Origin of the sequence: Streptomyces sp. NPDC052016, from assembly GCF_044548445.1 — a bacterium.
GTDB lineage: Bacteria > Actinomycetota > Actinomycetes > Streptomycetales > Streptomycetaceae > Streptomyces.
Map to the genome: position 1 here is coordinate 24,181 of NZ_JBIUBX010000005.1, position 23,381 is coordinate 47,561.

The window sequence follows — 23,381 nt, forward strand, 5'->3', positions numbered from 1 at the left end:
TCATGGCCGCGAACCAGGGGGAGCGCACGCGGCGCCGCCTCAGCACCGAGGAGCGCAGGGAGCAGCTCCTGTCGGTCGGCGCGCGCCTGTTCTCGGAGAACCCGTACGACGAGGTGTGGATCGAGCAGGTCGCCGAGATCGCCGGCGTCTCCCGGGGGTTGCTCTACCACTACTTCCCGACCAAACGGGACTTCTTCGCTGCGGTCGTCGAGCGGGAGAGCGAGCGGATGCTGCGCATGACGGCGGCGGTGCCCGGCGTCCCCGTCCGCGAGCAGCTCACCGCCGGCCTGGACGTCTACCTGGAGTACGTCCGCGCCCACGCCCACGGCTACCGTGCCTTCCACCGCGCCGACGCGGCGGGCGACCAGGCCGTGCGCCGCGTCTACCAGCGGGCGCTGGCGGCCCAGGAACGCCAGATCCTCGCGGCCCTCGCCGCCGATCCCGAGTTCGGCCCCCTCTCCCAGGAGCGCGCCGACGTACGGCTGGCGGTGCGCGGCTGGCTGGCGTTCGTCACGGCGGTGTGCCTGGAGTGGCTGCGCGGCTCGGACGAGTCGCTGTCGCGCGAGCGGGTGCGTGAGCTGTGCGCTCGTGCGTTGCTGGGAGTGGTCCCGCCCGAGGGGTGACCGGCGGCGGGGGAGAATGGCGCATGGCTCCCGCTCCCCCTGGCTCCCTTGCCACGTCCGAAGAGATCCACGGCTTCCTCGCCGCGCAGGTGAATCTCTTGCTGCGGCGGGTGGGCATGTACGGCGGGGTGCCGGCCCTCTGGCCCGCCTTCGAGCACCTCTCGTTCGTCGAGCACGGCACCGAAGCGTGGCGGGCGCAGGGGAAGGAGTGGCTCGACCGCGCCCGCAGGAGCACCGGAGTGCACGGCGTCTTCCGGGACATGTCGCCGGGCCGCCGTGTCCAGGACCACGACGAGGCGTCGGTGTACGCGGAGTTCGCCCGCCGGCGCGGCCGGCTCGTACCGGACCGTGTCATGGCGGCGGACGCCTACGTGTCCCTGCGGGAGGGGGTGCGGGCCTGGGCGGAGGAGGACCGTACCTGGCCGGACGTGGTCGAGGAGTTCGGCGAGCCGTCCGTACTCCTGGGCGGCGCCAGTCCCTACTTCGGCAAGACGCTGGGCTGCTTTCGGGCCGGATCCGGCCGAACCGGTGGTGTGGTTCCACCTCTGGAACGACGCCGCCGGGGCGGAGCCGGGCGCGCCGAGGCGCGAGCAGCCGCTGCTGCTCGCCGTCCGCTTCGGTGACGACGGTCCCTTCGACGACACCTTCACCTTCACTCCTGAGGGGCGGCGGCTGATGCCCCGGACCGACTGCTGGGGTCGGCACGGTTGGCGCGGGCGCCGATCTTCGATAGGTTAGGCAAGGCTTACCTAAGGAGGTTCTGGGATGGGTGACAGCCACAGCTGGACGGCCGCGCCTGCCGCGGCCGAACGGGCCCGGTCGGTGCTCGCCGCCTCGTGGTCCTGCGCGGTGACCGCGGACGGCGGGCGCGAGGAGTTCGTCGGGGCGCACACCGTCGGCGAGGACGGGCGGGTGCGGCTGCACGTGCCCGAGGACAGCGCCCTGCTCACGGCGGCCATCTGCGCGCCCCGCGGTGAGCCCTCCGCCGTGCTGGAGTTCGCGGACGTCGCGCCCGTCCCCGTCCGCAACCGCATCCGCGCCCGGCTCTGGCTCGCCGGCTGGTTCGTCCCCGAGGACGGCCGTCTGACCCTCCACGCCACCCGGGTCGTGCTGAAACAGCCCTCCGGCGCGGTCGTCGTCGACCTCGACGAGTTCGCCGCCGCCGCACCCGACCCGCTCGCCACCGCCGAGGCCCAGCTCCTCACCCACCTCGCGGACGCCCACCCCGACGCGGTCGAACGGCTCACCCGCCTCGTCCAGCGGGACAGCCTGCACGGCGCCGTCCGGGTCCAGCCGCTCGCCGTCGACCGGCACGGCCTCACGCTGCGCATCGAACGCGTCCGCGCCCACGGCGACGTACGCCTGCCCTTCCACGCGCCCGCCGACGACGTCGGGCAGCTCACCGAGCGCATGCACGTCCTGCTCGGCCAGGCCGCCGCGGCCTCCTGCCCGCGCGCCTCCCTACAGCGGCAGCGCACAGACGGCGACGGGTGACGCGAACGGCTCGCCCGCGAGCCGGAGGTCGCCGCTGGTGCCGTCCACCCGGAACACGCTGACCGTGCCGGAGCGCTGGTTCGCGGCGAACAGCAGGCCCCCGTCCGGCGAGAGGGCGATCTGCCGGGGGAAGTCCCCCTCCGCCGGCACCGTGCCGAGCAGCCGCAGCCGGGCCCCGTCCGCCTCCACCGCGTAGCGTGCCAGCGTGTTGTCGCCGCGGTTGGCGAGGTAGGCGTACGCGCCGTCCGGCGTCACCGCGAACTGCGCCGGGTAGTTGGTGTCCGCCTTCGCGCCCGTGGACTGCGGCGCGCCGATCGTCAGGCGGCCCGTGGCCGGCTCGTAGGCGCAGACCGCCACCGTGTCGTCGACCTCGTTGGCCAGGTAGGCGTACCGGCCCTTCGGATGGAACGTGAGATGGCGCGGCCCGGCGCCGGGACGGGTGTGCGCCCGCGCGACCTCGGTGAGCGTGCCGGACCTTTCGTCCAGGCGGTAGGTGTAGACGGTGTCGGTGCCGAGGTCAACGGCGAGGACGTGGCCGCCGTCCGGCGCGGTGAGGAACTGGTGGGCGTGGGGCCCCTCCTGACCGGGACCGGGAGCAGGACGGCTGTGGACGACCCGGTCGGTGCGCTCCCCGAGCGCCCCCGAGGCGGCGATCGGGTGCACGGCCACGCTGCCCGAACCGTAGTCGGCGCTCAGCAGCCACCGCCCGCCCGGATGTACGGACAGATGACAGGGGTGGGACCCGCCCGTCGCCCGGCTCCCCAGCACCGCGCGGTCCGACACCCGTACGGCGGTCACGGCACCGCGTTCGCGCTCTTCGACCGCGTACAGGGTCCGGCCGTCCGGGTGCACCGCGAGGTACGACGGGTCCTGCACGCCCGTGATCGTGCTCCGGCCGGTGATCCGGCCCGACGCCGGGTCGTACGCGGCCATGCCGATGCCCTTGCCGCCGCCCTCGGCCGAGGTGTAGGTGCCGAGGTAGAGCGGGTGGCGGCCGGAAGGCGCCTTCGAGGCCGGCGGTGAGGCGGGCGTCCCGTCCGGCGCCACGCCCTGCGCGCTTCCCCGGGGCCCGGGGTCCCGCGACCCGCCGCCGCAGCCGCTGAGGGCCGCCGCCGCGGTCCCCGCGCCGAGCGCTCCGACGAAGCGGCGCCTGCTCCAGACGCCCCCGCTCCCGGCTGCGGCCGAGCGGGGGGACCCCCAGCGCGCCGGTTCCGTCCCACTGCCCATGTCCCGCACCCCAGGTCGTCGTACGTCACCGTCGTGACAACCACCCTGGCGTGCGGGTGCCGCCGAACGCAAAAACGCCGGGCCGCCGGTCGCAGCTCAGCGGAAAGGCCCGCCGAGCCCCGTGCGGTTGCGCCACAGGTCCTCCTGGACGCCGAGGCGCTCGCGCAGCCGGGACAGACGCGGCATCCGTGCGCTCTGTTCCCCCGACACACGGTCCAGTTCCTCCAGGAGCCGGCGGGAGCGGTGCTCGGTGTCGAGTTCGTCGATGATGCGGTTGACCTCGGTGAGCACCGCGCCGTGCAGCTGCCACTGCCGGGCGTCGTGCTGGAGCTGGTCCAGCAGCAGTTGGGCCAGCTTGTCGCGGGTGGCGGCGGCCTGCCGCAGCTCCGCGGTGAGCCGGGACTCCGCGGCGTCCGCGTTGAGGCTGACGTGCGTGGTGACCAGTACCGCGAAGCTGACCACGGCGTCGGCGATCTCCGACAGCAGCCGCTCCACCACCTCGCCGGTCTCGGGCTCGAACAGGGGGTGCGGCTCGCGCTCCTTGGCGAGGTCGGTGAGGGTACGGGCCAGCACCCGCAGGACGACCGTGCAGATCTCCAGCGTGTCCAGGCCGGTGCGCAGCACCACCCGGTGCAGCAGGCCCTCCCGCACCCGGGGATTGAGCCGCAGACTGTCCTCGGCCTGCCGCAGGGACGCGTCCACCTGCACGATGTCGTGGTCGAGCCGGCGTGCCTCGTGCAGCCGGGCGGCCGCCTCCTCGACCGCCGTGCGACCGGCGGCCTGCTCCCCGAGGCGCAGCATCAGCTGCCGCACCCGCCGGGCCAGTCCCTCGATCGACTCGCCGGCCTCCTCCACCCACACCGGAGGAGGCAGCAGGAGGTTGATGGCGAGACCGACCACGGCCCCGATCAGCGTCTCGAGGATCCGCGCCCAGGCCAGGTCGCTGTGCGCGGTGACCCCGAGCACCAGCATGGCGCTGATCGCCACTTCGGGCACGTACTCGTCCACCCGCACCAGATGCCCGACCGCCAGCGACGCCACGATCAGCAGCGCGAGACTCCACCAGGTCAGCCCGACCAGCAGGCTGAACGCGATGGCGACCAGCACCCCGGCCACCACCGAGTTGACCCGGCGCACCCCGTTGGTGAGTGTCGCGTACAGCGTGACCTGGACGACCAGCAGCGCGGTCAGCGGCGCGGTGAGAGGGGCGGCCTCGGGGCTCAGGCGCAGCGCGACGACATAGGCGATCGTCGCCGCCGTGGCGGACCGGAAAGCCTGGACGACCACGGGTTCCCGGCGCCGTTGCACCAGCCGCACGAACGGCGCGGCACGTTCACGTACATCTGCCATTCCTTGGCCAGTTCCCGTTCCTCTGATGCCTCGAACGTCTCTTCCGTCACCGGTCCGGGGCCTCCCGGGCGGAGGTGGCGCGGCGGTGAAGGCGAATTCCGGCCACGTTCGCCAGATTGCCGCAGTGTCCCCCGGAACACCAGTGGCGGCGGCGGGCCGGGTCGCCGTCGAGCGGTGATCTCAGGCGTACAGCTTGTCCAGGAAGGCGGACAGGTTGCCCGTGGTCCGGGCGATCTGCTCCTCCAGCGTGAGGTTCTCCTCGAAGCGGCCGCCCGCCTCCGGCTTCTTCATGCCCCGGACGTAAAGGGAACAGGCCAGGTCGGTGCACATGTACAGGCCCACCGAGTTGCCCTCGCGGCCCGCCGCCCCCGCCTTGCGGGCCGTCATCAGGGAGACGCCGCCGCCGGGATGCGTGGTGAGACAGAGGGAGCACATGCTGCGGTGCAGGAAGCCGCGCTGCGAGGCGGGGAAGCGGAGGGTCACGCCGACGAGCCGTCCGCCCCGTTCGGTGACCAGATAACTGCGGTCGGGGGCGCCTGGATCGCGCCAGCCGAGGAAGTCGAGGTCGCCCCAGGGGCGTTCGTCGAGGTCACGCGGTACGGACAGGCGCTTGGCCTCTCCCTTGGAGCAGTTCACGAACGAGTTGCGGATGTCCTGCTCGGTGAGCGATCTCATGGGGGGCCTCCTGGGTCTCTTCCCGCAGAACCTAGGGGAGCTAGGTTTCTGCCTACAGTAATCACCGGGGTTGCGGGGGGCCAACGGATTTCCCGTACGTCGAGTTCCCGTGGGGGCGCGCGGCACCGGGTGCAGGGTTCTGCCGATGTCGTGGGTGGCGGCGCCGAACGGAACGGCCTCCCGGTCCACGTCCAGCGCCGGGCCCGACGTCTCGTCCAGGGCGATCGCCGGCACCTGCGCGGCGGTGGTCATCGCGCCGGCCCGCGGACCGCCGGTGAACTCGCCTGCCCTGGACGGCGGTTCGCGCCGCACGAGGCGACCACGATCCCGCATGCCGGACCATCGCCGCCGCTTCGGTTGTCGCCGTCGCCCGACCTGCCCGCCGCGTACGGGAGGCCCGGTGAGTGCGTGAATGTACGCCGCCGACCGGCGGAATCGGCGGGCTCTCTTAGCTCACATCGTGAACTAAGGGTTGGAGAATGTCGCGCCGAGTCGGGCAGCAGCGGTATGTTGCGGGTCGGGCAGGGTGCGAAGGGAGCCACATGGCGGGGCGCAACGGGCGTACGGTACGCGATCTCAGGCGGGCCAACCGCACGGCCGTCCTGCAACGGCTCTACTTCGACGGGCCCCTGAGCCGCTTCGAGCTGGGGCCGGTCACCGGCCTGAGCTCGGGTTCCGTCAGCAATGTCGTCGCCGACCTGGTCGCGGACGGGCTGGTGGAGGAGGCCGGCAGCGTCGACTCCGACGGCGGTCGGCCCCGCACCCTCCTGCGGGTCGCCCCCGGCAGCGGCCACATGATCGGCGTGGACGTCGGCGAGACCCGCGTGCGCATCGAGCTGTTCGATCTGACCCTCACCGAGCTCGCCCGCGCCGAGCGCCCGTTGGAGCAGCGCCGGTACGAGGTCGAGGGCATCGTCGGGCACATCCGCGACGGCGTCGGCGAGGTGATGGCCGCCGCCGGCATCGCACCCGAACAGCTCCTCGGCGTCGGCATCGGCGTCCCGGGCATCGTCGAACGCACCCTCGACCGGGGCGCCGTCGTGCACGGCCAGACGATCGGCTGGGACGCCGTTCCCCTGGAGGAGCTGCTGCGTGAGGGCTCACCGCTCCCGGACACCGTGCCGTACTTCATCGACAACGGAGCCAAGACCCTGGGGCAGGCCGAGATGTGGTTCGGCGGCGGCCGCGGCGCCCGCAACGCATGCGTCGTCCTCTTCGGCTCGGGTGTCGGCGCCTGCCTCGTCACCCCCGAGGTCGAGCACGGCCGGGCCGTTGAGTGGGGGCATCTGACCGTCCGGGTGCGGGGGCGCCGCTGTCGTTGCGGGGCGCTCGGCTGTCTGGAGGCGTACGCGGGGGCCGAGGCCCTCCTCGACCGCTGGCGCGAGGAGGGCGGCGAGCCTCCTCGGGGGGCCGACGAGGAGACCGCCCTGACCGCGATGCTCGCCGCCGCCTACCCGGCCGACGGCGGCCCGGCCGACCCGGTCGCCCTCGCCGTCCTGGAGGAGACCGCCGAGTACCTGGGCGCCGGGCTCTCCGACCTGATCAACCTGTTCCAGCCGGAGCGCATCCTCATCGGCGGCTGGGCCGGCCTCCAGCTCGGCACACGGTTCCTGCCCGCCGTCCGCCACCACGCCACGGCGTACGCGCTGCGCCATCCCGCCGCGAAGGTGACCGTCGAACTGGGCCGGCTGGGTCCCGACGCGGTCACCGTGGGCGCCGCGATCCTGCCCCTCGCCGACTTCTTCTCGCGCGGCGGCCGACGCCCCGAACCCCTGCCCAGCGGCCCCGCGCCCGCTTGGCGCACGGCACTGGAGGAACGTACTCCGTACTGAGGTTTCGCCGGTCGGGGGCGGAGGTACTCGCGTGGGGTTTCGTACGACCCGAAGGGAGAGCCCCGTGGCCGACCGTCGCCTCGAAGGCCCCGGCGAGAACGGCACGCCGATCCCGCGCGACCTGCCCGACCAGCAGGCCGACGCCGGTGAGGACCCCTGGGAGGTAGCCCCGGCCGGATCCGGCGAGGGCGAATCCGGGGACGAGGAGTCCGCCACCGACGTCCCCGACACGGACGAGGCCGGCACGGGCCGCCAGGGCGCGCCCCGATCGGCCGGCGTCCACCCCGAACACCCCGTCCCGGACGAGCCGTCCGACTGAGGCGGCGGCTCGTCCGGGAGCGTGGCTCGTCCCGCCGACCCGCTCCGGCCGTCCCTCTCAGCGACTGCGTGAGGTCAGCGGCTGACGGCCGTGTGCGGTGACGGCAGGCTCTCAGCCCACCTTGCGCCCGCGCAGGGGCTCCGTGGCCTCGCCCTCTCCCTGCCGCATGCCGCGCAGGAACTCCTCCAGCACCTCCGTCGCCGTGCGCTCCGGCCGCCAGCCGAGTTCGACGCGCGCTCGGGTGCAGTCCATCATCGGCAGCCGCAGGACCGCGTCGAACAGGTGCGGGGAGGCCGGCAGCAGTCGCAGGTTCCACGCGGCCGCGATCGCCGAGCGGGCCGCCGTGCGGGGGAGCCGTACCGGGCGGGCGTCGAACATCTCGCCCAGCAGCTCCGCGTCGAGCGGCGGATCGGCCGCCAGGTTGAACGCTCCGCGCACCTCCGTGCGCACGGCGAGCCGGTACGCCTCCGCCGCGTCGTCGGTGTGCAGCGCCTGCACGCGCAGGCCCGGGATGTCCGGCAGGAACGGCAGCAGGTCGGGGCGGGCGACCTGCCCCGGCAGGAACCGCCCGCCGAAGATGCGCCGCTGCTCGCTCGCCGACTCCCGTTTGAACAGGAACGCCGGCCGCATCCGGACCACCCGCATGTCCGGATGGTCACGCTCGAAGGTGTCCAGGGCGCGCTCCAGGTACGCCTTCTCCCGGCAGTACGCGGCGTCCGGCCAGCCGTGCGTCGGCCAGGACTCGTCCACGGCGTGGTCCTTCGGGCCCGGTGAGTAGGCGCCCACGGAGGAGGCGTGCACGAGGACCGGCACCTGCGCGGCGGCCGCCGCCTCGAAGACCCGCATGCTCCCGAGCACGTTCGTCCGCCAGGTCGCCGCCGGATCGTGCGTCGGCTGGAACGCCCACGCCAGATGCACCACCGCGTCCGCGCCCTCGAAGACCCCGCCCAGGTCGGCCTGCTCCGACGCCAGGTCGACCGCCGACCACTCCGTCTTCGGCGGCGCCCACTCCGGGATCCGCCGGGCCAGCCCCACCAGCGACCCGACCTCCGGATCCTCCGCGAGGAGCCGCACCACACTCGTGCCGACGTTGCCGGTCGCGCCCGTGACCACGACCTTCCTGCCCGACCCGCTGCTCACCGTCGACTCCTCTCGCCGTGTCCTGGCTGGAGCGACCCGAGTACCCCGGTGCCGAGCGATGCACGCGACGCGGCGCGCCCCTCGGTGCGTTGCCTCTCCGCCGGGCCCGGCCAAGAGGGCAGCGCGGCCCCGTGGGTGACCGGCTCGGCGCGGGTCCCGGCACGAGGGCGGATCGGCCGACGGACGCCCCTACGGCCCCTCGGACCGGCCGGCGAAGGCGTTCACGCCCGTCAGCTCCGCCGACAGCTCCCACAGGCGGGCCGCCTGCTCCGGGTCCGTGGCCCAGTCCTTGACGCCGACGCGCTCGCCGTCCGCCGGGGCGGGCTCGGCGATGTCGCAGTCCTCGAGGTAGACGCCGCCCATCCCGGCGAGCTGCGGTGAGGTCGCCGCCCACACCTGCGTGGCCGCGCCCTGCTGCGGTGTCTTGAAGCCCTCCGGGTTCAGAGGGTTGCCGGCCTCGTCGATCCACCCGTTCGCCACCATCTCCTCCTTCGGCAGGTGCCGCTGGAGCGGGGTGAGGATGCCGCCGGGGTGGAGGGAGAAGGCACGGACGCCCCGGTCCCGGGCGAGGTGGTCGAGGTGGACGGCGAACAGGACGTTCGCCGTCTTCGCCTGGCCGTACGCCTGCCACTTGTCGTAGCCCTGCCGCCAGTGGACGTCGTCCCAGCGCATGCCCGAGAAGTGGTGACCGCGCGAGGAGACGGAGACCACGCGGGCGCCGCCGGGCTCGATCGCCGGCCAGAGGCGGTTGACGAGGGCGAAGTGGCCCAGGTGGTTCGTCGCGAACTGGGCCTCCCAGCCGGGCCCGACCCGCGTCTCCGGGCAGGCCATGATGCCCGCGTTGCCGATGACGAGGTCGAGGCGGCGGCCCGAGGCGAGGAAGCGGTCGGCGAAGGCGCGCACGCTGTCCAGGTCGCCCAGATCGAGCTCGTCCACCTCGACGCCGTCGAGGCCGGACAGGTTCTCCCGGGCGGTGGCCGGGCGCCGGGCGGGGACCACGACCCGGGCGCCGACCTTCGTCAGCGCGCGTGTGGTCTCCAGGCCGAGGCCCGAGTATCCGCCCGTCACGAGGGCGAGTCGGCCGGTCAGGTCGATACCGGCGAGGACGTCGTCGGCGGTGCTGCGGGCGCCGAACCCGGATCCGATCTTGTGCTGTGCGGTGCTCATGTCCGGAACGCTACGAAGTGGAGTGCTCTCGAAGTCAAGGCCGACCACGCGGTCAGGGGGAAAGAGGGCGACGAGCGTCGGGAGGTGGGGGAGAGGGGACGACGACGAGCGCCGGGAGGGCGGCGGAGAGCGAGGAGGAGCGGGCGCACGAACGCGGGGGACGCGCCGGGAAAGGGGAAGCCCCGACCGGACGGGGGGATCACGGTCGGGGCGGTCAGGTGGTGGGCGCGGATGGCGGTCGCCTCTCGGCGAAACGCTCCACAGGGCTTCAGCCGAACGATCGTCCCTGTGGGCAAAAGGTGAGGCCCGGGGACACTGTCCCATCCGCACCCACGGCTCGTTCAACGGCGAACCACTGGCCGGTGTTCCCGCCCCCGCCCCCGTTCGGGGTGATCCGCGTCACTGTGTCCGTTTTTTCTGCCGGGTGCCCGGAAGGACCTCGGCCCACAGGTTTTCCGCCTGGAGGAGCAGGGTCCCTAGGACGGCCGTGGGCGCCGCGCCCTGCCCGGCGTGGTCGCGCAGGTCCCCTTGCAGCCGGGCCCGCAGCTCCTCCATCTCCGACTCCACGCTCCTCCCCTCCACGGTCCCCGCCCCGACGCCGTCCGCCTCGGGCGTCTCGGCCGGCGCGCCCGTCCGTGCGCCGGCCCACGGCGCCGGGAGACGCCCGGCCTCCGCCTCGCACGCGTCGCCGATCAGCTCCAGCAGCCGGGCGTACGCCCGCAGTGCCGCCGCCTCCGGCGGGGCCGGTGAACGGTCGTCGTCGGCCGCCACCGCGAGGGTGCGGGTGAGGGCCGTGACGTGGTCCGCCACCCGGCCCCAGCGGGCGTCCTCCGACTCCGGCGGCACGTCGAGCGGCACGCGGTGCAGTGCGCGCAACGGGCCGGCCGTCAGCCGCAGGCTCTCCCGGCTCCAGCCCCGCGCCGACCGCAGCCCTTGGCGCCGCTGTTCGAGACGGGCGGCCCTGTGCGACCAGTCGGCGGCCGTCCCCGCGTCCCACTCCCCGTCACGCAGCCCGGCGGAAACCGCGTGCAGCGCCTCGCCCGCCTCCCTCGCCAGTGCCGCGAGATTCTCCCGCACGTCCCGCAGGTGCACCGGCGGCAGCACGAGCGCGTTCACGGCCACCCCGATCACCGCGCCGAGCGCCGCCTGCCCCACCCGGTGCCCCACCGCCGGTACCGACACCGCGCCCGCGGCCAGCGTGAACACCGCCGTGGTGGCCGCGTAGATGCCCTGGTCGCCGAAGCGCGGCCAGTGCGCCAGCAGCATCAGCAGCGGCACGGACAGCGCCAGCGCGCCCAGTGTGTTGCCGGTCAGCGCCTGCGCCGCCGAGGCGAGCAGGGTGCCCGCGCAGATCGCCGTCCACTGCTGGGCGGCCTGCCGCAGCGAGCCGTACACCGTGGCCTGCACCAGCACCAGCGCCACCCAGGGCGCCATCAGGGCCATCGGGTCGCCCAGCCAGACGCTCGCCACGCACCAGGCGAGCAGCGCGGCCAGCGCCGCCTTGAGCGCCTGCACCACCAGGTCCCGTTCGCGCCCGGGACCGCTCAGGGCCGCCCGCGCGGCCCGCCCGACGGCTCCCGCCTCCCGCCGTACCGCCTCCGCCCAGTGGGCTCCGGCGCCTTCCGTCCCACGCGTCCCCATGCGGATACTCATGCCAGCGGGCTGTCCTCCAGGGACGCCAGCAGGTCGGCGGGGTCGGCGTAGACCTCCTGGGCGCCCGCCTCCTCCAGGTCGGCGCGCGGGATCCCGCCGCACAGCACCCCCACACAGCGCACCCCGGCCCGGCGGCCCGCCCGCATGTCCCAGACGCTGTCCCCGACGAAGACGGCCCGCTCGGCGGGCACCCCCACCAGGTCCAGGGCGTGTTCGACGGGCTCCGGCGCCGGCTTGCCCTGCTCGACGTCGTCCGAGCTCGCGGTGGCCGCGATCGCCTCGTCGGCGTCCAGGGCGCGCCGCAGCGCCGACAGTTCCGCCCCGCTCGCCGAGGTGGCGAGCACCACCGTCCAGCCGTTGCCGTGCAGTCGCTTCAGCAGCGCCCCGGCGTCCCGCAGCGCGGGAAGCCGGTCGAAGTACTGCCCGTACAGAGCCTTGTGGGCGTCGCTCAGGCCAGCGTCCCCGTCCTTGTCCCGGTCCTCGCCGAGGAGATGCGCGATCAGGTCGGTGGAACTGAGGCCGATCGCCCGGTGCACGGCGTGCATCGGCACCCTGTGGCCGGCTTGCCGCAGCGCCTCCCACCAGGTCACGACGTGCAGGTGGTTGGTGTCGACGAGGGTGCCGTCGACGTCGAAGACGGCGGCGCGTTCCATCCGAGGTCCTTTCTCTCACGGGCGCCCGGGTCCCTCACGGACGCCCCGGTTCGCCACGGCTGCCCGTGGGCAGGGCTCGAGCGCCCGGGTGGGCGGCGCCCCGGGTACCACGTCAGCGGCCCGCCACGCTCGCGGGCACCCGGCCCTCATGTGTCCAGGCCAGCAGGTCGTCCGCGGGCCAGGTGTTCACCACCCGTTCCGGCGGCACCCCGCACTCCTCGGCCCGTGCGCAGCCGAGGACCTGCCAGTCCAGCTGGCCGGGAGCGTGGGCGTCGGTGTCGACGGAGAACAGCACACCCGCCTCGACGGCCCGGCGCAGCAGCCGGCGGGGCGGGTCGAGCCGCTCGGGGCGGCTGTTGATCTCCACGGCCGTGCCCGACTCGGCGCACGCCGCGAACACCTCGTCGGCGTCGAACTGCGACCCCGGCCGGCCCCGCCCGGTCACCAGCCGCCCGGTGCAGTGTCCGAGCACGTCGGCATGCGGGTTGCGGACCGCGTTCACCATGCGGCGGGTCATCGCGCGGGACTCCATGCGCAGCTTGGAGTGCACGGACACCACCACCACGTCGAGCCGCTCCAGCAGCTCCGGCTCCTGGTCGAGGGAGCCGTCGTCCAGGATGTCGCACTCGATGCCGGTCAGCAGCCGGAACGGCGCCCAGGTCGCGTTGAGCTCCTCGACCACGTCCAGCTGCCGCCGCAGCCGCTCCGGCGACAGCCCGCGGGCCACCGTCAGACGCGGCGAGTGGTCGGTGAGCGCCGCCCACTCGTGCCCGAGCGCCGCCGCGGCCCGGCCCATCTCCTCGATCGGACTGCCGCCGTCGGACCAGTCGGAGTGCACATGGCAGTCCCCGCGCAGCAGGGCCCGCAGCCGCGCGCCGCCGTCCGTGAGCGGCTGCCCGACCTCGCCCTCCAGCTTCTCCAGATAGGCCGGGACACGCCCGGCGAGCGCCTCCCTCACCACCTGGGCCGTCTTCGGGCCGACGCCCCTGAGCGACTCCAGCGTCCCCTCCGCCGCCCGTTGCCCGACCTCGTCGGCCGGCAGACGCCCCAGGACGCGGGCCGCGGTGCGGAAGGCCCGCACACGGTACGTCGGCGCCAGGGACCGCTCCAGCAGGAAGGCGATCCGGTCCAGGGCCTCCACGGGATCCATGGCCACCTCCTGGCTCCAGAGTTCCCCAGCCCGGCCCGGCCCGCACCGCGGACCGGCGGCCGGTCACCGGCGGTTTGTCGCGTACGCACCCGGGTACTGCGACGTCCCACCCCTCTCGCCGTCCAGGAGGAGGCCACGGATGTCCGCCCCGACCGCTCCCCACCCCAAGGTGGCCGTGATCACCGGTGCCGACTCGGGCATCGGCCGCGCCACCGCCGTACGCCTCGCCCGGGCCGGGATGGACATCGGCATCACCTGGCACAGCGACCGCGAGGGAGCGGAGGAGACCGCGCAGGAGGTCCGCTCGCACGGCCGGCGGGCCGCCGTCGCCCAGTTGGACCTCACCCGGCTGCCCACCGCCGCCGACACCGTCGACGAGCTGTGCGACCGGCTCGGCCGCCTCGACGTGCTGGTCAACAACGCCGGTACGGGCACCATGACGCCGTTCCTCGACCTGGAACTGGACGACGTGCGCCGCGTGCTGGACGTGGACCTGGTCGGCCCGTTCCTGTGCGGGCAGAGGGCCGCCCGGCACATGATCCGGCAGGGCGACGGCGGCCGGATCGTCAACGTCACCTCGGTCCACGAGCACCAGCCGCGCGTCGGCGCCGCCCCCTACTGCGCCGCCAAGGGCGGCCTCGGCCTGCTCACCCAGGTCATGGCGCTGGAGCTCGCCGAGTACGGGATCACCGTCAACGCCGTCGCCCCCGGCGAGATCGCCACGCCGATGACCGGGCAGGAGGACACCGACGTGCACGCCGTGGGCCGCCCCGGCGTCCCGCTGGGCCGGCCCGGCGACGCCCGCGAGGTCGCCGCCGTCATCGCCTTCCTCGCCGGCCCCGACGCCTCGTACGTCACCGGCGCGTCCTGGAGCGTGGACGGCGGCATGCTCCGCATGGGTCCGCAGGCCGGGTCGCACCTGGACAGCGACGACTGGCGCCGTCCCTGAGCGATGAGACTGCGTACGAGCTCCTGCGACCGGCCCGGCTTCTCGCGCGTCCGCCACGGCCGTGGCTTCCGCTACCTGGACACGGCCGGCGAGCCGCTCACCGACCCCGAGCAGCTCGCCCGGATCCGGGCCCTGACCATCCCGCCCGCCTGGCGCGACGTGTGGATCTGCCCCTGGACCAACGGCCACCTCCAGGCCGTCGGCACCGACGACGCGGGACGCCGCCAGTACCTGTACCACGAACACTTCCGCGCCCAGCAGGACGAGGCCAAGCACGAGCACGTCCGGGAGGTCGCGCGGGCCCTGCCCGACCTGCGTCACCGCGTCTCCGCCGACCTCGCGGGCCGCGGCCTGAGCCGCACCCGCGTCACCGCGTGCGCCGTCCGCCTGCTGGACCTCGGTTTCTTCCGGATCGGCAGCGACCGGCACACCAAGGTGAGCGAGACGTACGGCCTGACCACGATGCTGCGCGAGCACGTCACCTGTGGTCGCGGCGAGCTCGCGTTCTCCTTCCCGGCGAAGGGCGGCACCGAGATCGTCCGCGCGCTGGTGGACGACCAGGCCCACGCCGTGGTCCGCGCCCTGCTGCGGCGGCGGACCGGCGGTGAGCGGCTGCTGGTCTACCGGGAGCGCGGCACCTGGCACGACCTGCGCGGCGGCGACCTCAACGAGGCCCTGCGGCGGCTGGCCGGCACCGACATCACCGCCAAGGACTTCCGCACCTGGCACGCCACCGTGCTGGCCGCGGTCGCCCTGGCCGTCACCACGAAGGAGGCCCGCGCCACTCCATCCGCCCGCCGCCGGCAGGCCGCCCGGGCCGTGCGCGAGGTCAGCCGCTACCTCGGCAACACGCCCGCGGTGTGCCGGACCTCCTACATCGACCCGCGCGTCTTCGAGCACTTCGAGCAGGGGCGCACCATCGCGCCCGCGCTCACCCGGCTGGGCGAGCACGGGAACTTCGGGCGCCCGGCCACCCAGGGCGCGGTCGAGGCGGCGGTGCTCGCCCTGCTCGACGGGGGGAAGCGGTGACGGAACGGGGCGAAACCGGGAGATTCCTACCCGTCGGTTGCGTTCTAGGCTCTATGACATGACCGAAATCGCGAGCCCTTACATCTCCCACCCGCGGATCACGGTGCTCGGGGTACAGCCGGGCACGCCGCCGTTCCGCATCGTGGAAATCGATGGCGAGGTGGTCGGTGAGGCGAGGGCCGTCACCGACGTCCTCCACGCAGCCGCCGCGTTCGGCATCACCGTCCACGACCTCGACGACCCGGACGTGGTCCGTTGGGTGGGCGGTGACCGGTACACCTGGCGACCGCGCTAGGCCGGCTCCTCCTCAAGGGCCCGGGTGCGCCATGTCGGTGAGGAAGAAGCCCTGGGCCGCGACACGCGGGAACCGCCGGAGCGCCACCGGTTCGATGCGCCCGCGGCGGCCGCCCGTGTCACGCGCGCCGCTTGCGCGCGTGGACCGCCCGGCTCATCCGCCGGCCCACGAGCAGGTAACCGATCAGCGCGCCCGTCGTGTTGAGGATGACGTCGTCGATGTCGAAGGCGCGTCCGGTCACCAGCGCGCCCTGCGCGAACTCCACCAGCAGCATCACCGACGCCGTCAGCAACAGCACGCGCAGCAGCCCGCGCGCCCGGGGCGCCAGCACCGGCACCAGGACACCGAACGGCACGCCCAGCAGCAGGTTCCCGCCGATCTGCTTGACCGCGTCGCGCAGTTCGGGCTGGTCCAGGTAGGCCCGCAGCGAGCGGCCCGGCCGCAGGTTGGAGTGGACCAGGGCCTCGGACGCGGGGGACGGCTCCAGCGTCACGCGGGCCAGCACGACGGCGAAGCCCACCATGAACGCGAAGGCGCACACCATCGCCAGCAGCCGCAGCGGGAACGGCAGCGGCCGGCGCTCGTCGGGCCCGGCGTCCTTCGTCCTGCCGCCCTTCGCGCCGCCGGAACCCTTCCCGCTCCTCGCCCCACCGGCGTTCCTCACCTCCTCGGGCGGCTCGGTCGACGCCGACGCCCCGGACTTGGCCGGGCCGCGCAGGCGCAACACGCTCCGCGCGCGGAGGGCGGCGGTACGCGGACGTAGGGCTGCACGGGCCATGCGGTCCTCCAGTCTTCAACTTCGCTGCGTAGTAAGCCGGTTACCCCTGAACGACCGGAGGATGCGGACACCGCCGGCGGTCCCGTCAGCTGCCGTAGGTCACGCGCACCTCCTTGAAGCCGAGGGAGCGCAGCAGGCCCTGGAGCATGTCGGTGGTGTTGGACTCGGCGCGCGCCGTCAGCTCGCTGTCCTCGGCCGCCTCGCCGATGTGCCGCACGGCCAGCTTCTGCACGGCCTGCTCGCCGTTGGGGTTGTCCGAGAAGAGGTCTCCGAGGCGGTCCAGGAGACCGCGCTGCTTGGAGACCGCGTAGGAGCGGTCGGGGTCGAGGGCCGGGGTGCCGAGGCGCGCGTGGGGCAGCCTGAGGGTGGCCGACGTGCGGTCGCCGTTGACCGACACGTCCTCCTCGCCCACCTTGCCGAGGTCGACGTAGGCGTCCACGGTGCCCGCCCCCACGTAGAGCGTGCGGGTGCCGCGCAGCGCGTCGGGGAGGAACTTGGCGTCCTTCTCCAGGTCCACGACGACCTGGAAGTTGCCGGAGGCGGCGTCGTAACGGCTCATGTCCTGGATCGACTTGAGCAGTGCGGGGCCCGAGCGGTCGCGGGTCTCGGTGCCGAAGAAGTCGCGCAGGCCCGGCAGCAGGCTCAGCCGGATCCCGGCGAACATCACGACGAGCACGACCACGACGGCGGTGAGCACCTTCGCCCAGCCGGGCGTGCGCCTGGGGAGGCGCTTGATGGAAGTCGTCATGTCGACGGTCCTCCTTCCTATGGACCGGATTCCCGCCAATGCCCTTGGCAGACCGCCTTGTTGAGGAGCTGTGACAGTGCGACCCGCGGCCGGGCGGCGGGTCGGCGGTCGCCGGCCGCAGACCAACGACTGCCGTCCGCGCCCCCGCGGGCGCCGTCCAGCCCTGGCGTCCCGCACGTCCAGGGGCGTCCTGGCAGCTGCCACGGCGGCCGCGAGCCGCACCGCCGCCAGCCGTGCGCGGACCCACCGACGCCGGTCGGGCCTGGCCTTGCCGGGCCGGGTGTCCGCATCATCCGGGGTATGCGCGCCGGCCCGGCAGGATCGGACGGAGACTGACGTCCGGCGCCGGCTCACCTCGGCGCAGCATCGCGGAGGCTGACGTCCGGTACCGGCTCACCTCCGCGCAGCAGCGCCGGATCGATGCCCCTGAGGCCGGTCCGGGGCTGCTACCCCGTCGCCGCCGTCGCCGACCTGGGCGACTGCCGGCCGGCCCTGCCCACCCAGTAGGGCTGGTTCCGCCCTGCGCCAATCGGCTCACCGCAGCCGAGCGGCTCACCGCGCCCGACCCGCGCGCGACCGGCGTCCCGCGCCCTGCCTGCCTCGCACCCCGCGACCGGCGTCTCGCTCTGCGTCCCGCGTCCCGCGTCCTGTGTCCCGCGACCCACCTCCCGCGACCGCCTACCGCCCCGCGACCCCGCCTCCCGCGACCGGCCTACCCCCCCGCGACCCCGCGTCCCGCGTCCTGTGTCCCGCGACCCACCTCCCGTGACCACCTACCGCCCCGCGACCCCGCCTCCCGCGACCGGCCTACCGCCCCGCGACCCCGCCTCCCGCGACCGGCCTACCGCCCCGCGACCCGCCTCCCGCGACCCACCTCCCGCCCCGCGACCCGCCCCACCACCTACCCCGCCCCGCCCCGCGTCCAGCTGCCTGTGCCGCTCCTAGTCGGCGCCCACGACCACCAGAACCCTGCAAACGCGCGCGCGCATGCCGGAGTCCGCTCCGCGGCCACGCTGCCCGCCGTCGTCGGCGCGGGCAGCATCGTCGGCCCGAGCCACTGTCGTCGACGCGGGCGGCCTCAACGGCCCGAGCGGCCCACGGCCGACCGGGGCGCGTCGCCCTCGCGTCCGCAGCCAGCCGGTGTGCGGTCTCCCGAGCGTCCGCGGCCGACCGGGGCGCGGTCTCTCGAGCCTCCGCGCGCCTGCAGCCGGCCGGGGCACGGTCGGCCGGTTCCCGTAGTCGTGAGGGTGACGGGGCGGGAGGGATCGGCCAGCATGGGAGAGCCACAGCAGGAGAGAGCCCCGCCGGACGAGGTCATACGAGGAGCCGATCGTGCGAGACATCTCCGTGTTCAGCGGCAGCGCCCACCCCGAGCTGGCCGCCGAGGTCTGCGCCCACCTCGGTGTCCCCCTGAGTCCCACCCGGGTCAGCCGGTTCGCCAACGACTGCCTGGAGGTGCAGCTCCAGGCCAACTGCCGGGAGCGCGATGTCTTCCTGGTGCAGCCGCTGGTGCGGCCCGTGCAGGAGCACCTCGTGGAGCTGCTGCTGATGTGCGACGCGGCCCGGGGGGCGTCCGCGGGCCGGATCACCGTCGTCATGCCCCACTATTCCTACGCCCGCTCCGACAAGAAGGACGCGCCCCGCATCTCCCTGGGCGGGCGCCTGGTCGCGGACCTGATAGCGGCGGCCGGCGTGCACCGGGTCCTCGCGATGACCCTGCACTCGCCCCAGGTGCACGGCTTCTTCTCGGTCCCCGTCGACCATCTGCACGCCCGCCGCGAACTGGCCGCCCACTTCCGCCGCTACGACCTCACCCGCACCACCGTCGTCTCACCGGACCTCGGCAACGCCAAGGAAGCCGCCGCGTTCGCCCGGATGATCGACGCGCAGGTCGCGGCCGGCGCCAAGCAGCGTTATCCCGACGACCGGGTCAGCATCAGTTCCGTGATCGGTGAGGTCGCGGGGCGTGACGTCATCGTCCTCGACGACGAGATCGCCAAGGGCAGTACCGTCCTCGAACTGCTCGACCGGCTGCGTGAGTCGGGCCCCAGATCGATCCGGGTGGCCTGCACCCACGGGCTGTTCGCGGCCGGTGCCCTCAAACGGCTCAGCGAGCAGGACGACGTCCTGGAGATCGTGTGCACCAACACCGTGCCGGTGCCGGCCGAGGAGTACACCGACAAGCTGCGGATCCTGACCGTCGCCCCCGCCCTCGCCGAGGCAGTGCGCCGCATTCACAACGGTGAGTCCGTGAGCGCCCTGTTCGAGGCGCCGCGCAGCCAGTAGACGGGAAAGAGCGGCGAAGGTCGTCACCGGGCGGCGGGCGGGCGGAGGGCCGGCGCCGGTCAGGTGGGGAAGTTCGTCGAGCAGCGCCCCGGAGCGCGTTCGTCGCGCCGGGGCGCGGTCATAACGAGCCGGACGTGGCCTCGGGCTGTCCCAGGGCCGTGTCCAGCGTCGGTGCGGGCGGCAGCAGCCGGGACAGCCCGGTGGTGCGCAGCACGCGCAGGGTCAGCGGATGTGCGCAGACCAGGTGCAGATGCCCGCCGTGGTCCAGGACGCGGGTGCGGGCGCGGTAGAGCAGACGCAGCCCGGAGCAGTCGAAGAAGTCGATACGGCTGAGGTCGATCACGACCCGCGGTGCGGAACCCGCCGTGGCGTCGTCGAGGTGCGGGGCGATCTCCGTCGCCGCGACGATGTCGATCTCGCCGCGGAACTCCAGCACCGTGTACCCCCGCTCGCGGTGGACGCGCAGGTGCGGGGTGTCCACGGCGGGTTCCTGCTGCACGACGACATCGCCTCCAACCCGCTCCACCGGTCGGGAGCCTTCAACGGCGGGGGACCGCACAGCAGTTCCCCGCCCCAGCAAGTTACCTCCGATGGAGTGAATTCCAGCATGTTCGCTTGACATATGTCTTGGAATTGAGGCGTGTCTCGACCGAGTTTTTTCGGGTCGTGAGCGAAGGGGTGTGCCACGAGAGCGGCGAGGCCCGTGCTGGAGCGGCACGACGGGCTGTCGGCGGCGCAGCTGGGCCCGGGGTGAGCGCCGTGTAGCGCCGCAGACCGGGAGTTCACGTGGCTGCGCCACCCCGGCGTCGTCGACGCGCTGGCCGCCCGCGGCACCCTGGTCGTCGTCGGGACGCCGCCCTGCGGCAGCGAAGTCGCCCTGGCCGTCCACGGGTTGCTCGGCGGCAAGCGGGTCGTCGCGCTCACCCTCGGCGACAGCGAGACGCAGAGCTTCGTCCCGGCCCTCGTCGGGCCGGTCAAGGAAGGGCGGCTCCCGCTGCACCGCCTGATCGGCACCTACGCGTTCGAGGACGTCGACCAGGCGGTGCGTGACATGACCTCGGGCAAGAGGATCAAGCCCGTTCGCACGTTCCGGCCATGAAACGCCCGGGAGCCCGTTCCTGGCGGTCAGTCGACGGTCAGGACCAGCTTCCCCGTGGTCCGCCCGGTGTCGCCGAGCCGGTGCGCCTCGGCGGCTTCGGCCAGCGGAAACGTCCCGGCGATGGTGGCGCGCAGTGTGCCCGCCTCGACCATCCCGGCGATCGTGCGCATCCCGGCCCGGTCGGCGTCCACGAGCATGCGCACCGCGCGCACGCCGAGCGCCTCCGCCTCGTCGAAGAACTCCCGCGACCCGACCGGCAGGATCGACACCACGACGCCGCCCGGGCGCAGGACGCGCAGGGAGTCCGTGGACGTGCTCCCGCCGATGGTGTCCAGCACCACGTCCACGTCCTTCACGGCCGCGGTGAAGTCCGTCGCCCGGTAGTCGATCGTCTCGTCGGCGCCGAGCTCCCGCAGGAAGGCGTGCTTGCCCGCGCTCGCGGTGCCGATGACGTACGCGCCGCGCTCCTTGGCGATCTGCACGGCCACGTGCCCGACACCGCCGGCCGCCGCGTGGATCAGGACCCGCTGCCCCGCCCGCACGCCGGCGACCTCGTCCAGCGCCTGCAGGGCGGTGAGGGAGACCAGCGGCAGCGCGGCCGCGTGGACGTGGTCGATGCCGGCCGGCTTGTGCCAGAGGGCGCGGACCGGGGCGATGACGTACTCGGCGTGCGAGCCGTGGCCGAACGGGTAGGGCAGCATGCCGAAGACCTCGTCGCCGGGCGCGAAGGCGGCCACGCCGATGCCGACCGCCTCGACGGTCCCGGAAAGGTCCCAGCCCAGGACGAAGGGCGGCTCGCCCAGGAAGCCGCCCGAGGCGCGGTGCTTCCAGTCGGTGGGGTTGACGCCGGCGGCGCGCACCCGGACCAGTACCTCGTTCGGACGCGGCGCGGGCCGCTCCACCTCCTTCTCCTTCAGGACCTCGGGACCGCCGAGGACGTCCTGGCCGATGACGCGCATGGTGCTCACAGTGCTCATGGTGGACCAGCCTGCCGGGGTCCGCCCGCCCGGGAAATGGCAGGATTGCCAACTTCCGATAAGATCGTGCCATGCGAACCAGGCACCGTGTGGTCGTCCTCGCCCTCGAGGGCGTCTACCCCTTCGAACTCGGCATCCCGAGCCGCATCCTCGGCGCGGCCGACGGCCACTACGAGGTGCTGACCTGCACGGTCGACGGCCGGCCGGTGCGCACGAACGCCGACTTCACCATCGGCGTCGAGCACGGCCCCGAGGTGCTGGAGACGGCCGACACGGTGGTGATCGCACCGGTCGCGGCCGACCGGATCACCGAGGAGCTGCCGGACGGGGTCGGCGAGGCGCTCGCCCGGATCCGACCCGGCGCACGGATCGTCTCCATCTGCACGGCGGCCTTCTTCCTCGCAGCCGTGGGCCTCCTCGACGGCCGCCGGGCCACCACCCACTGGTGCGTCACCGACCGTTTCCGGCGCATGTACCCGCGGGTCGACCTCGACCCGGACGTCCTCTTCGTCGACGACGACCGCGTGCTCACCTCGGCCGGTGCCGCCTCCGGCGTGGACATCTGCCTGCATCTCGTCCGCAAGGACCACGGCAGCGAGCTCGCCAACAAGGTGGCCCGCCGCTGTGTGGTCCCGCCCTTCAGGGACGGCGGCCAGGCCCAGTACATCGAACAGCCCGTCCCCGAGGCGGGCGTCGCCAGTACGGCGGCCACCCGTGCCTGGGCGCTCGAACGCCTCGGCGAACCCCTCGCCCTGGCCGACCTCGCCGCGCACGCACGGATGAGCCTGCGCACCTTCGCCCGCCGCTTCCACGACGAGGTGGGCCTCAGCCCCGGCCGCTGGCTGATCCAGCAGCGCGTGGCGCACGCCCGGCACCTGTTGGAGTCCAGCGACCTGACGGTGGACCAGATCGCCGGCCGGGTCGGCTTCGCCACGGGCGCCTCGCTGCGCCAGCACCTCCACGCCTCGATCGGCGTCTCGCCGCAGGCGTACCGCAGGACCTTCCAGACGGCCCGCTGAACGTTCCGTGCCGCCGGCGCGTCGCAGGAGCGCAGGGACGGCCGGTGGAGAAGGGGCGGCGATGCGCAGAGGGCTCGTGGCGGTGACGGTGCTGGCCGCCGTGACGGCGGTGGCGTGCGGCGGCGGGAGCGGGCCGCAGGTCGTCGTCGGGGGAACACCGCCGCCGACGCCGTACAGCGGTCCGCTGGACGTCCCCACCAGCGCGCAGGACGAGGACACTCCGCAGGCGCTGCGTGCCGTGTCCGGCGCCGCGGGCCGGGCCCTGGAGTGCGACGGGGAGATCTACCACGGCGGCGGGCCCGACGGCTGGAGCCGGAGTGACGGCGGGGACACACCGGAGGACGGACTGCGGCTCTACTTCGACCTGTTCGATCCGGAGGTTCCGCGGCACGGCTACCGGGTGGAGCACAGGACCGCCGACCGGGTCCTTTACTCCTTCGACGTCGGCGGCCGGACGAAGGTGGCGGTGGTGGTGGCACGGGACCAGCAGGAGCGGCCCGGGTGGGGCCCGGAGACCGACGCCTCCTGCGACCCGGCCGAACTGCCCGCGGACGTCGCGAACTCCCAGTGGTACGAGATCTGGACGGACGAGAAGGGCGAGCGGCAGCCGGTCGCGCAGATCCACACCTCCGCCGGCGCCGAGCACTGCGGCTGGCAGGAGGCGCGCTTCCTGGCCCTGGGCCGGGGCGCGGACGGCAGGACGTACGTCCGCGACCCCGAGGGCGTCCTCGAGCCCGGCATGCTGACCGCCCCGTACGACGGCGACGCACGGATGCCCGCCGACGCGCACGACACCGGATACCGGTACCAGGACTGGCAGTTGTGGCTGACCGACGACCGGGCGACGGCGTACGTCCGCACGCCCGACGGTGTCGAGGCCTGGCCCTCGGCCAAGGACGGCGTGGGGTGCATGTGAGG

Annotated in this window: 23 protein-coding genes and 1 pseudogene; 12 read left to right on the top strand and 12 right to left on the bottom strand. The window is 73.9% G+C overall.

Features of this window, described 5'->3' with window-relative positions:
- The first annotated feature begins 2 nt into the window (after positions 1-2).
- The 3 genes from ACIHAR_RS08195 to ACIHAR_RS08205 all read left to right on the top strand — a co-directional run bounded on the left by ACIHAR_RS08195 (position 3) and on the right by ACIHAR_RS08205 (position 2,117).
- A complete protein-coding gene (locus ACIHAR_RS08195) occupies positions 3-623 on the top strand; it encodes a TetR/AcrR family transcriptional regulator (RefSeq protein ID WP_365457112.1) in 621 nt (206 codons plus the stop codon).
- Positions 624-646: 23 nt separating this feature from the next.
- Positions 647-1,246, top strand: coding sequence for a hypothetical protein (locus tag ACIHAR_RS08200; protein ID WP_400017930.1), 600 nt, complete (start codon positions 647-649; stop codon positions 1,244-1,246).
- A gap of 142 nt (positions 1,247-1,388) precedes the next feature.
- Positions 1,389-2,117: a DUF2470 domain-containing protein gene (locus tag ACIHAR_RS08205; protein WP_400017932.1), complete on the top strand. Its 729-nt coding sequence runs from the start codon at positions 1,389-1,391 to the stop codon at positions 2,115-2,117.
- Here ACIHAR_RS08205 and ACIHAR_RS08210 read toward each other — a convergent pair.
- From ACIHAR_RS08210 to ACIHAR_RS08220, 3 genes are all read right to left on the bottom strand, one after another.
- Entirely contained in the window at positions 2,085-3,344 is a 1,260-nt protein-coding gene (locus ACIHAR_RS08210) for a lactonase family protein (RefSeq protein ID WP_400017934.1), read from the bottom strand. The genes ACIHAR_RS08205 and ACIHAR_RS08210 overlap by 33 nt on opposite strands.
- Positions 3,345-3,440: 96 nt before the next feature.
- Entirely contained in the window at positions 3,441-4,694 is a 1,254-nt protein-coding gene (locus ACIHAR_RS08215; protein ID WP_365457124.1) for an FUSC family protein, read from the bottom strand.
- A gap of 180 nt (positions 4,695-4,874) precedes the next feature.
- The gene (locus tag ACIHAR_RS08220; RefSeq protein ID WP_388746896.1) at positions 4,875-5,369 is read right to left on the bottom strand and encodes an FBP domain-containing protein; all 495 of its coding nucleotides are present in this window, start codon (positions 5,367-5,369) and stop codon (positions 4,875-4,877) included.
- A 542-nt stretch (positions 5,370-5,911) separates the two neighbouring features.
- On the opposite strand from ACIHAR_RS08220, the gene ACIHAR_RS08225 reads away from it, so the two are divergent.
- Both ACIHAR_RS08225 and ACIHAR_RS08230 read left to right on the top strand, forming a co-directional pair.
- The gene (locus ACIHAR_RS08225) at positions 5,912-7,201 is read left to right on the top strand and encodes an ROK family protein (protein ID WP_400017937.1); all 1,290 of its coding nucleotides are present in this window, start codon (positions 5,912-5,914) and stop codon (positions 7,199-7,201) included.
- A gap of 64 nt (positions 7,202-7,265) precedes the next feature.
- Positions 7,266-7,520 carry a hypothetical protein gene (locus ACIHAR_RS08230; RefSeq protein WP_365457136.1) on the top strand — a complete coding sequence of 85 codons (255 nt, stop codon included), beginning with the start codon at positions 7,266-7,268 and terminating at the stop codon, positions 7,518-7,520.
- A 111-nt stretch (positions 7,521-7,631) separates the two neighbouring features.
- Here the strand turns inward: ACIHAR_RS08230 and ACIHAR_RS08235 are convergent, their stop codons facing one another.
- The 5 genes from ACIHAR_RS08235 to ACIHAR_RS08255 all read right to left on the bottom strand — a co-directional run bounded on the left by ACIHAR_RS08235 (position 7,632) and on the right by ACIHAR_RS08255 (position 13,283).
- A complete protein-coding gene (locus ACIHAR_RS08235; RefSeq protein WP_400017939.1) occupies positions 7,632-8,660 on the bottom strand; it encodes an SDR family oxidoreductase in 1,029 nt (342 codons plus the stop codon).
- Between the two features lie 189 nt (positions 8,661-8,849).
- A complete protein-coding gene (locus tag ACIHAR_RS08240; protein WP_400017941.1) occupies positions 8,850-9,827 on the bottom strand; it encodes an SDR family NAD(P)-dependent oxidoreductase in 978 nt (325 codons plus the stop codon).
- 399 nt (positions 9,828-10,226) lie between these two features.
- Complete coding sequence (locus ACIHAR_RS08245) at positions 10,227-11,480, bottom strand: aromatic acid exporter family protein (RefSeq protein WP_400017943.1); 1,254 nt, start codon at positions 11,478-11,480, stop codon at positions 10,227-10,229.
- On the bottom strand, positions 11,477-12,133 hold the full coding sequence (locus tag ACIHAR_RS08250) for an HAD family hydrolase (protein WP_365457148.1): 657 nt from the start codon (positions 12,131-12,133) through the stop codon (positions 11,477-11,479). Before ACIHAR_RS08250 ends, ACIHAR_RS08245 begins: the two co-directional genes overlap by 4 nt.
- 112 nt (positions 12,134-12,245) lie before the next feature.
- A complete protein-coding gene (locus ACIHAR_RS08255; RefSeq protein ID WP_365457151.1) occupies positions 12,246-13,283 on the bottom strand; it encodes a PHP domain-containing protein in 1,038 nt (345 codons plus the stop codon).
- A 139-nt stretch (positions 13,284-13,422) separates the two neighbouring features.
- Here ACIHAR_RS08255 and ACIHAR_RS08260 point away from each other — a divergent pair, with 139 nt between their 5' ends.
- From ACIHAR_RS08260 to ACIHAR_RS08270, 3 genes are read left to right on the top strand one after another with little or no spacing between them, the layout of a single operon-like run.
- Complete coding sequence (locus ACIHAR_RS08260; RefSeq protein ID WP_400017946.1) at positions 13,423-14,232, top strand: SDR family oxidoreductase; 810 nt, start codon at positions 13,423-13,425, stop codon at positions 14,230-14,232.
- A gap of 3 nt (positions 14,233-14,235) precedes the next feature.
- Positions 14,236-15,261 (top strand): DNA topoisomerase IB, encoded by a 1,026-nt coding sequence (locus ACIHAR_RS08265; RefSeq protein WP_365457157.1) that lies wholly within the window; start codon positions 14,236-14,238, stop codon positions 15,259-15,261.
- Between the two features lie 58 nt (positions 15,262-15,319).
- Positions 15,320-15,556 (top strand): hypothetical protein, encoded by a 237-nt coding sequence (locus ACIHAR_RS08270; protein ID WP_365457160.1) that lies wholly within the window; start codon positions 15,320-15,322, stop codon positions 15,554-15,556.
- A 118-nt stretch (positions 15,557-15,674) separates the two neighbouring features.
- Here the strand turns inward: ACIHAR_RS08270 and ACIHAR_RS08275 are convergent, their stop codons facing one another.
- Together ACIHAR_RS08275 and ACIHAR_RS08280 are read right to left on the bottom strand one after the other, a co-directional pair.
- On the bottom strand, positions 15,675-16,334 hold the full coding sequence (locus ACIHAR_RS08275) for a VanZ family protein (RefSeq protein ID WP_365457163.1): 660 nt from the start codon (positions 16,332-16,334) through the stop codon (positions 15,675-15,677).
- Positions 16,335-16,419: 85 nt separating this feature from the next.
- On the bottom strand, positions 16,420-17,082 hold the full coding sequence (locus tag ACIHAR_RS08280; protein ID WP_365457166.1) for a DUF4230 domain-containing protein: 663 nt from the start codon (positions 17,080-17,082) through the stop codon (positions 16,420-16,422).
- Positions 17,083-18,414: 1,332 nt separating this feature from the next.
- Between ACIHAR_RS08280 and ACIHAR_RS08285 the strand changes: the two genes are divergently transcribed.
- The gene (locus tag ACIHAR_RS08285; RefSeq protein ID WP_400017950.1) at positions 18,415-19,368 is read left to right on the top strand and encodes a ribose-phosphate diphosphokinase; all 954 of its coding nucleotides are present in this window, start codon (positions 18,415-18,417) and stop codon (positions 19,366-19,368) included.
- A gap of 118 nt (positions 19,369-19,486) precedes the next feature.
- Here the strand turns inward: ACIHAR_RS08285 and ACIHAR_RS08290 are convergent, their stop codons facing one another.
- On the bottom strand, positions 19,487-19,867 hold the full coding sequence (locus tag ACIHAR_RS08290) for an anti-sigma factor antagonist (protein ID WP_365457169.1): 381 nt from the start codon (positions 19,865-19,867) through the stop codon (positions 19,487-19,489).
- A gap of 309 nt (positions 19,868-20,176) precedes the next feature.
- On the opposite strand from ACIHAR_RS08290, the pseudogene ACIHAR_RS08295 reads away from it, so the two are divergent.
- Positions 20,177-20,467 (top strand): annotated as a pseudogene (locus tag ACIHAR_RS08295) (NAD(P)-dependent alcohol dehydrogenase); the annotation flags it as partial.
- Between the two features lie 26 nt (positions 20,468-20,493).
- Here the strand turns inward: ACIHAR_RS08295 and ACIHAR_RS08300 are convergent.
- A complete protein-coding gene (locus ACIHAR_RS08300) occupies positions 20,494-21,444 on the bottom strand; it encodes an NADP-dependent oxidoreductase (RefSeq protein WP_365457172.1) in 951 nt (316 codons plus the stop codon).
- Positions 21,445-21,515: 71 nt separating this feature from the next.
- Here ACIHAR_RS08300 and ACIHAR_RS08305 point away from each other — a divergent pair, with 71 nt between their 5' ends.
- Positions 21,516-22,463 (top strand): GlxA family transcriptional regulator, encoded by a 948-nt coding sequence (locus ACIHAR_RS08305; protein WP_400017953.1) that lies wholly within the window; start codon positions 21,516-21,518, stop codon positions 22,461-22,463.
- Positions 22,464-22,524: 61 nt separating this feature from the next.
- A complete protein-coding gene (locus ACIHAR_RS08310; RefSeq protein ID WP_365457178.1) occupies positions 22,525-23,379 on the top strand; it encodes a hypothetical protein in 855 nt (284 codons plus the stop codon).
- Positions 23,380-23,381 lie beyond the last annotated feature (2 nt).

Bases quoted from the DNA above. Each gene is read 5' to 3' on its own strand.
- ACIHAR_RS08275 (WP_365457163.1), bottom strand. From the start codon at position 16,334: ATGGCCCGTGCAGCCCTACGTCCGCGTACCGCCGCCCTCCGCGCGCGG.
- ACIHAR_RS08210 (WP_400017934.1), bottom strand. From the start codon at position 3,344: ATGGGCAGTGGGACGGAACCGGCGCGCTGGGGGTCCCCCCGCTCGGCC.
- ACIHAR_RS08240 (WP_400017941.1), bottom strand. From the start codon at position 9,827: ATGAGCACCGCACAGCACAAGATCGGATCCGGGTTCGGCGCCCGCAGC.
- ACIHAR_RS08305 (WP_400017953.1), top strand. From the start codon at position 21,516: ATGCGAACCAGGCACCGTGTGGTCGTCCTCGCCCTCGAGGGCGTCTAC.
- ACIHAR_RS08280 (WP_365457166.1), bottom strand. From the start codon at position 17,082: ATGACGACTTCCATCAAGCGCCTCCCCAGGCGCACGCCCGGCTGGGCG.
- ACIHAR_RS08260 (WP_400017946.1), top strand. From the start codon at position 13,423: ATGTCCGCCCCGACCGCTCCCCACCCCAAGGTGGCCGTGATCACCGGT.
- ACIHAR_RS08205 (WP_400017932.1), top strand. From the start codon at position 1,389: ATGGGTGACAGCCACAGCTGGACGGCCGCGCCTGCCGCGGCCGAACGG.
- ACIHAR_RS08270 (WP_365457160.1), top strand. From the start codon at position 15,320: ATGACCGAAATCGCGAGCCCTTACATCTCCCACCCGCGGATCACGGTG.
- ACIHAR_RS08200 (WP_400017930.1), top strand. From the start codon at position 647: ATGGCTCCCGCTCCCCCTGGCTCCCTTGCCACGTCCGAAGAGATCCAC.
- ACIHAR_RS08310 (WP_365457178.1), top strand. From the start codon at position 22,525: ATGCGCAGAGGGCTCGTGGCGGTGACGGTGCTGGCCGCCGTGACGGCG.
- ACIHAR_RS08195 (WP_365457112.1), top strand. From the start codon at position 3: ATGGCCGCGAACCAGGGGGAGCGCACGCGGCGCCGCCTCAGCACCGAG.
- ACIHAR_RS08300 (WP_365457172.1), bottom strand. From the start codon at position 21,444: ATGAGCACTGTGAGCACCATGCGCGTCATCGGCCAGGACGTCCTCGGC.
- ACIHAR_RS08265 (WP_365457157.1), top strand. From the start codon at position 14,236: ATGAGACTGCGTACGAGCTCCTGCGACCGGCCCGGCTTCTCGCGCGTC.
- ACIHAR_RS08225 (WP_400017937.1), top strand. From the start codon at position 5,912: ATGGCGGGGCGCAACGGGCGTACGGTACGCGATCTCAGGCGGGCCAAC.
- ACIHAR_RS08255 (WP_365457151.1), bottom strand. From the start codon at position 13,283: ATGGATCCCGTGGAGGCCCTGGACCGGATCGCCTTCCTGCTGGAGCGG.
- ACIHAR_RS08220 (WP_388746896.1), bottom strand. From the start codon at position 5,369: ATGAGATCGCTCACCGAGCAGGACATCCGCAACTCGTTCGTGAACTGC.
- ACIHAR_RS08250 (WP_365457148.1), bottom strand. From the start codon at position 12,133: ATGGAACGCGCCGCCGTCTTCGACGTCGACGGCACCCTCGTCGACACC.
- ACIHAR_RS08245 (WP_400017943.1), bottom strand. From the start codon at position 11,480: ATGAGTATCCGCATGGGGACGCGTGGGACGGAAGGCGCCGGAGCCCAC.
- ACIHAR_RS08215 (WP_365457124.1), bottom strand. From the start codon at position 4,694: ATGGCAGATGTACGTGAACGTGCCGCGCCGTTCGTGCGGCTGGTGCAA.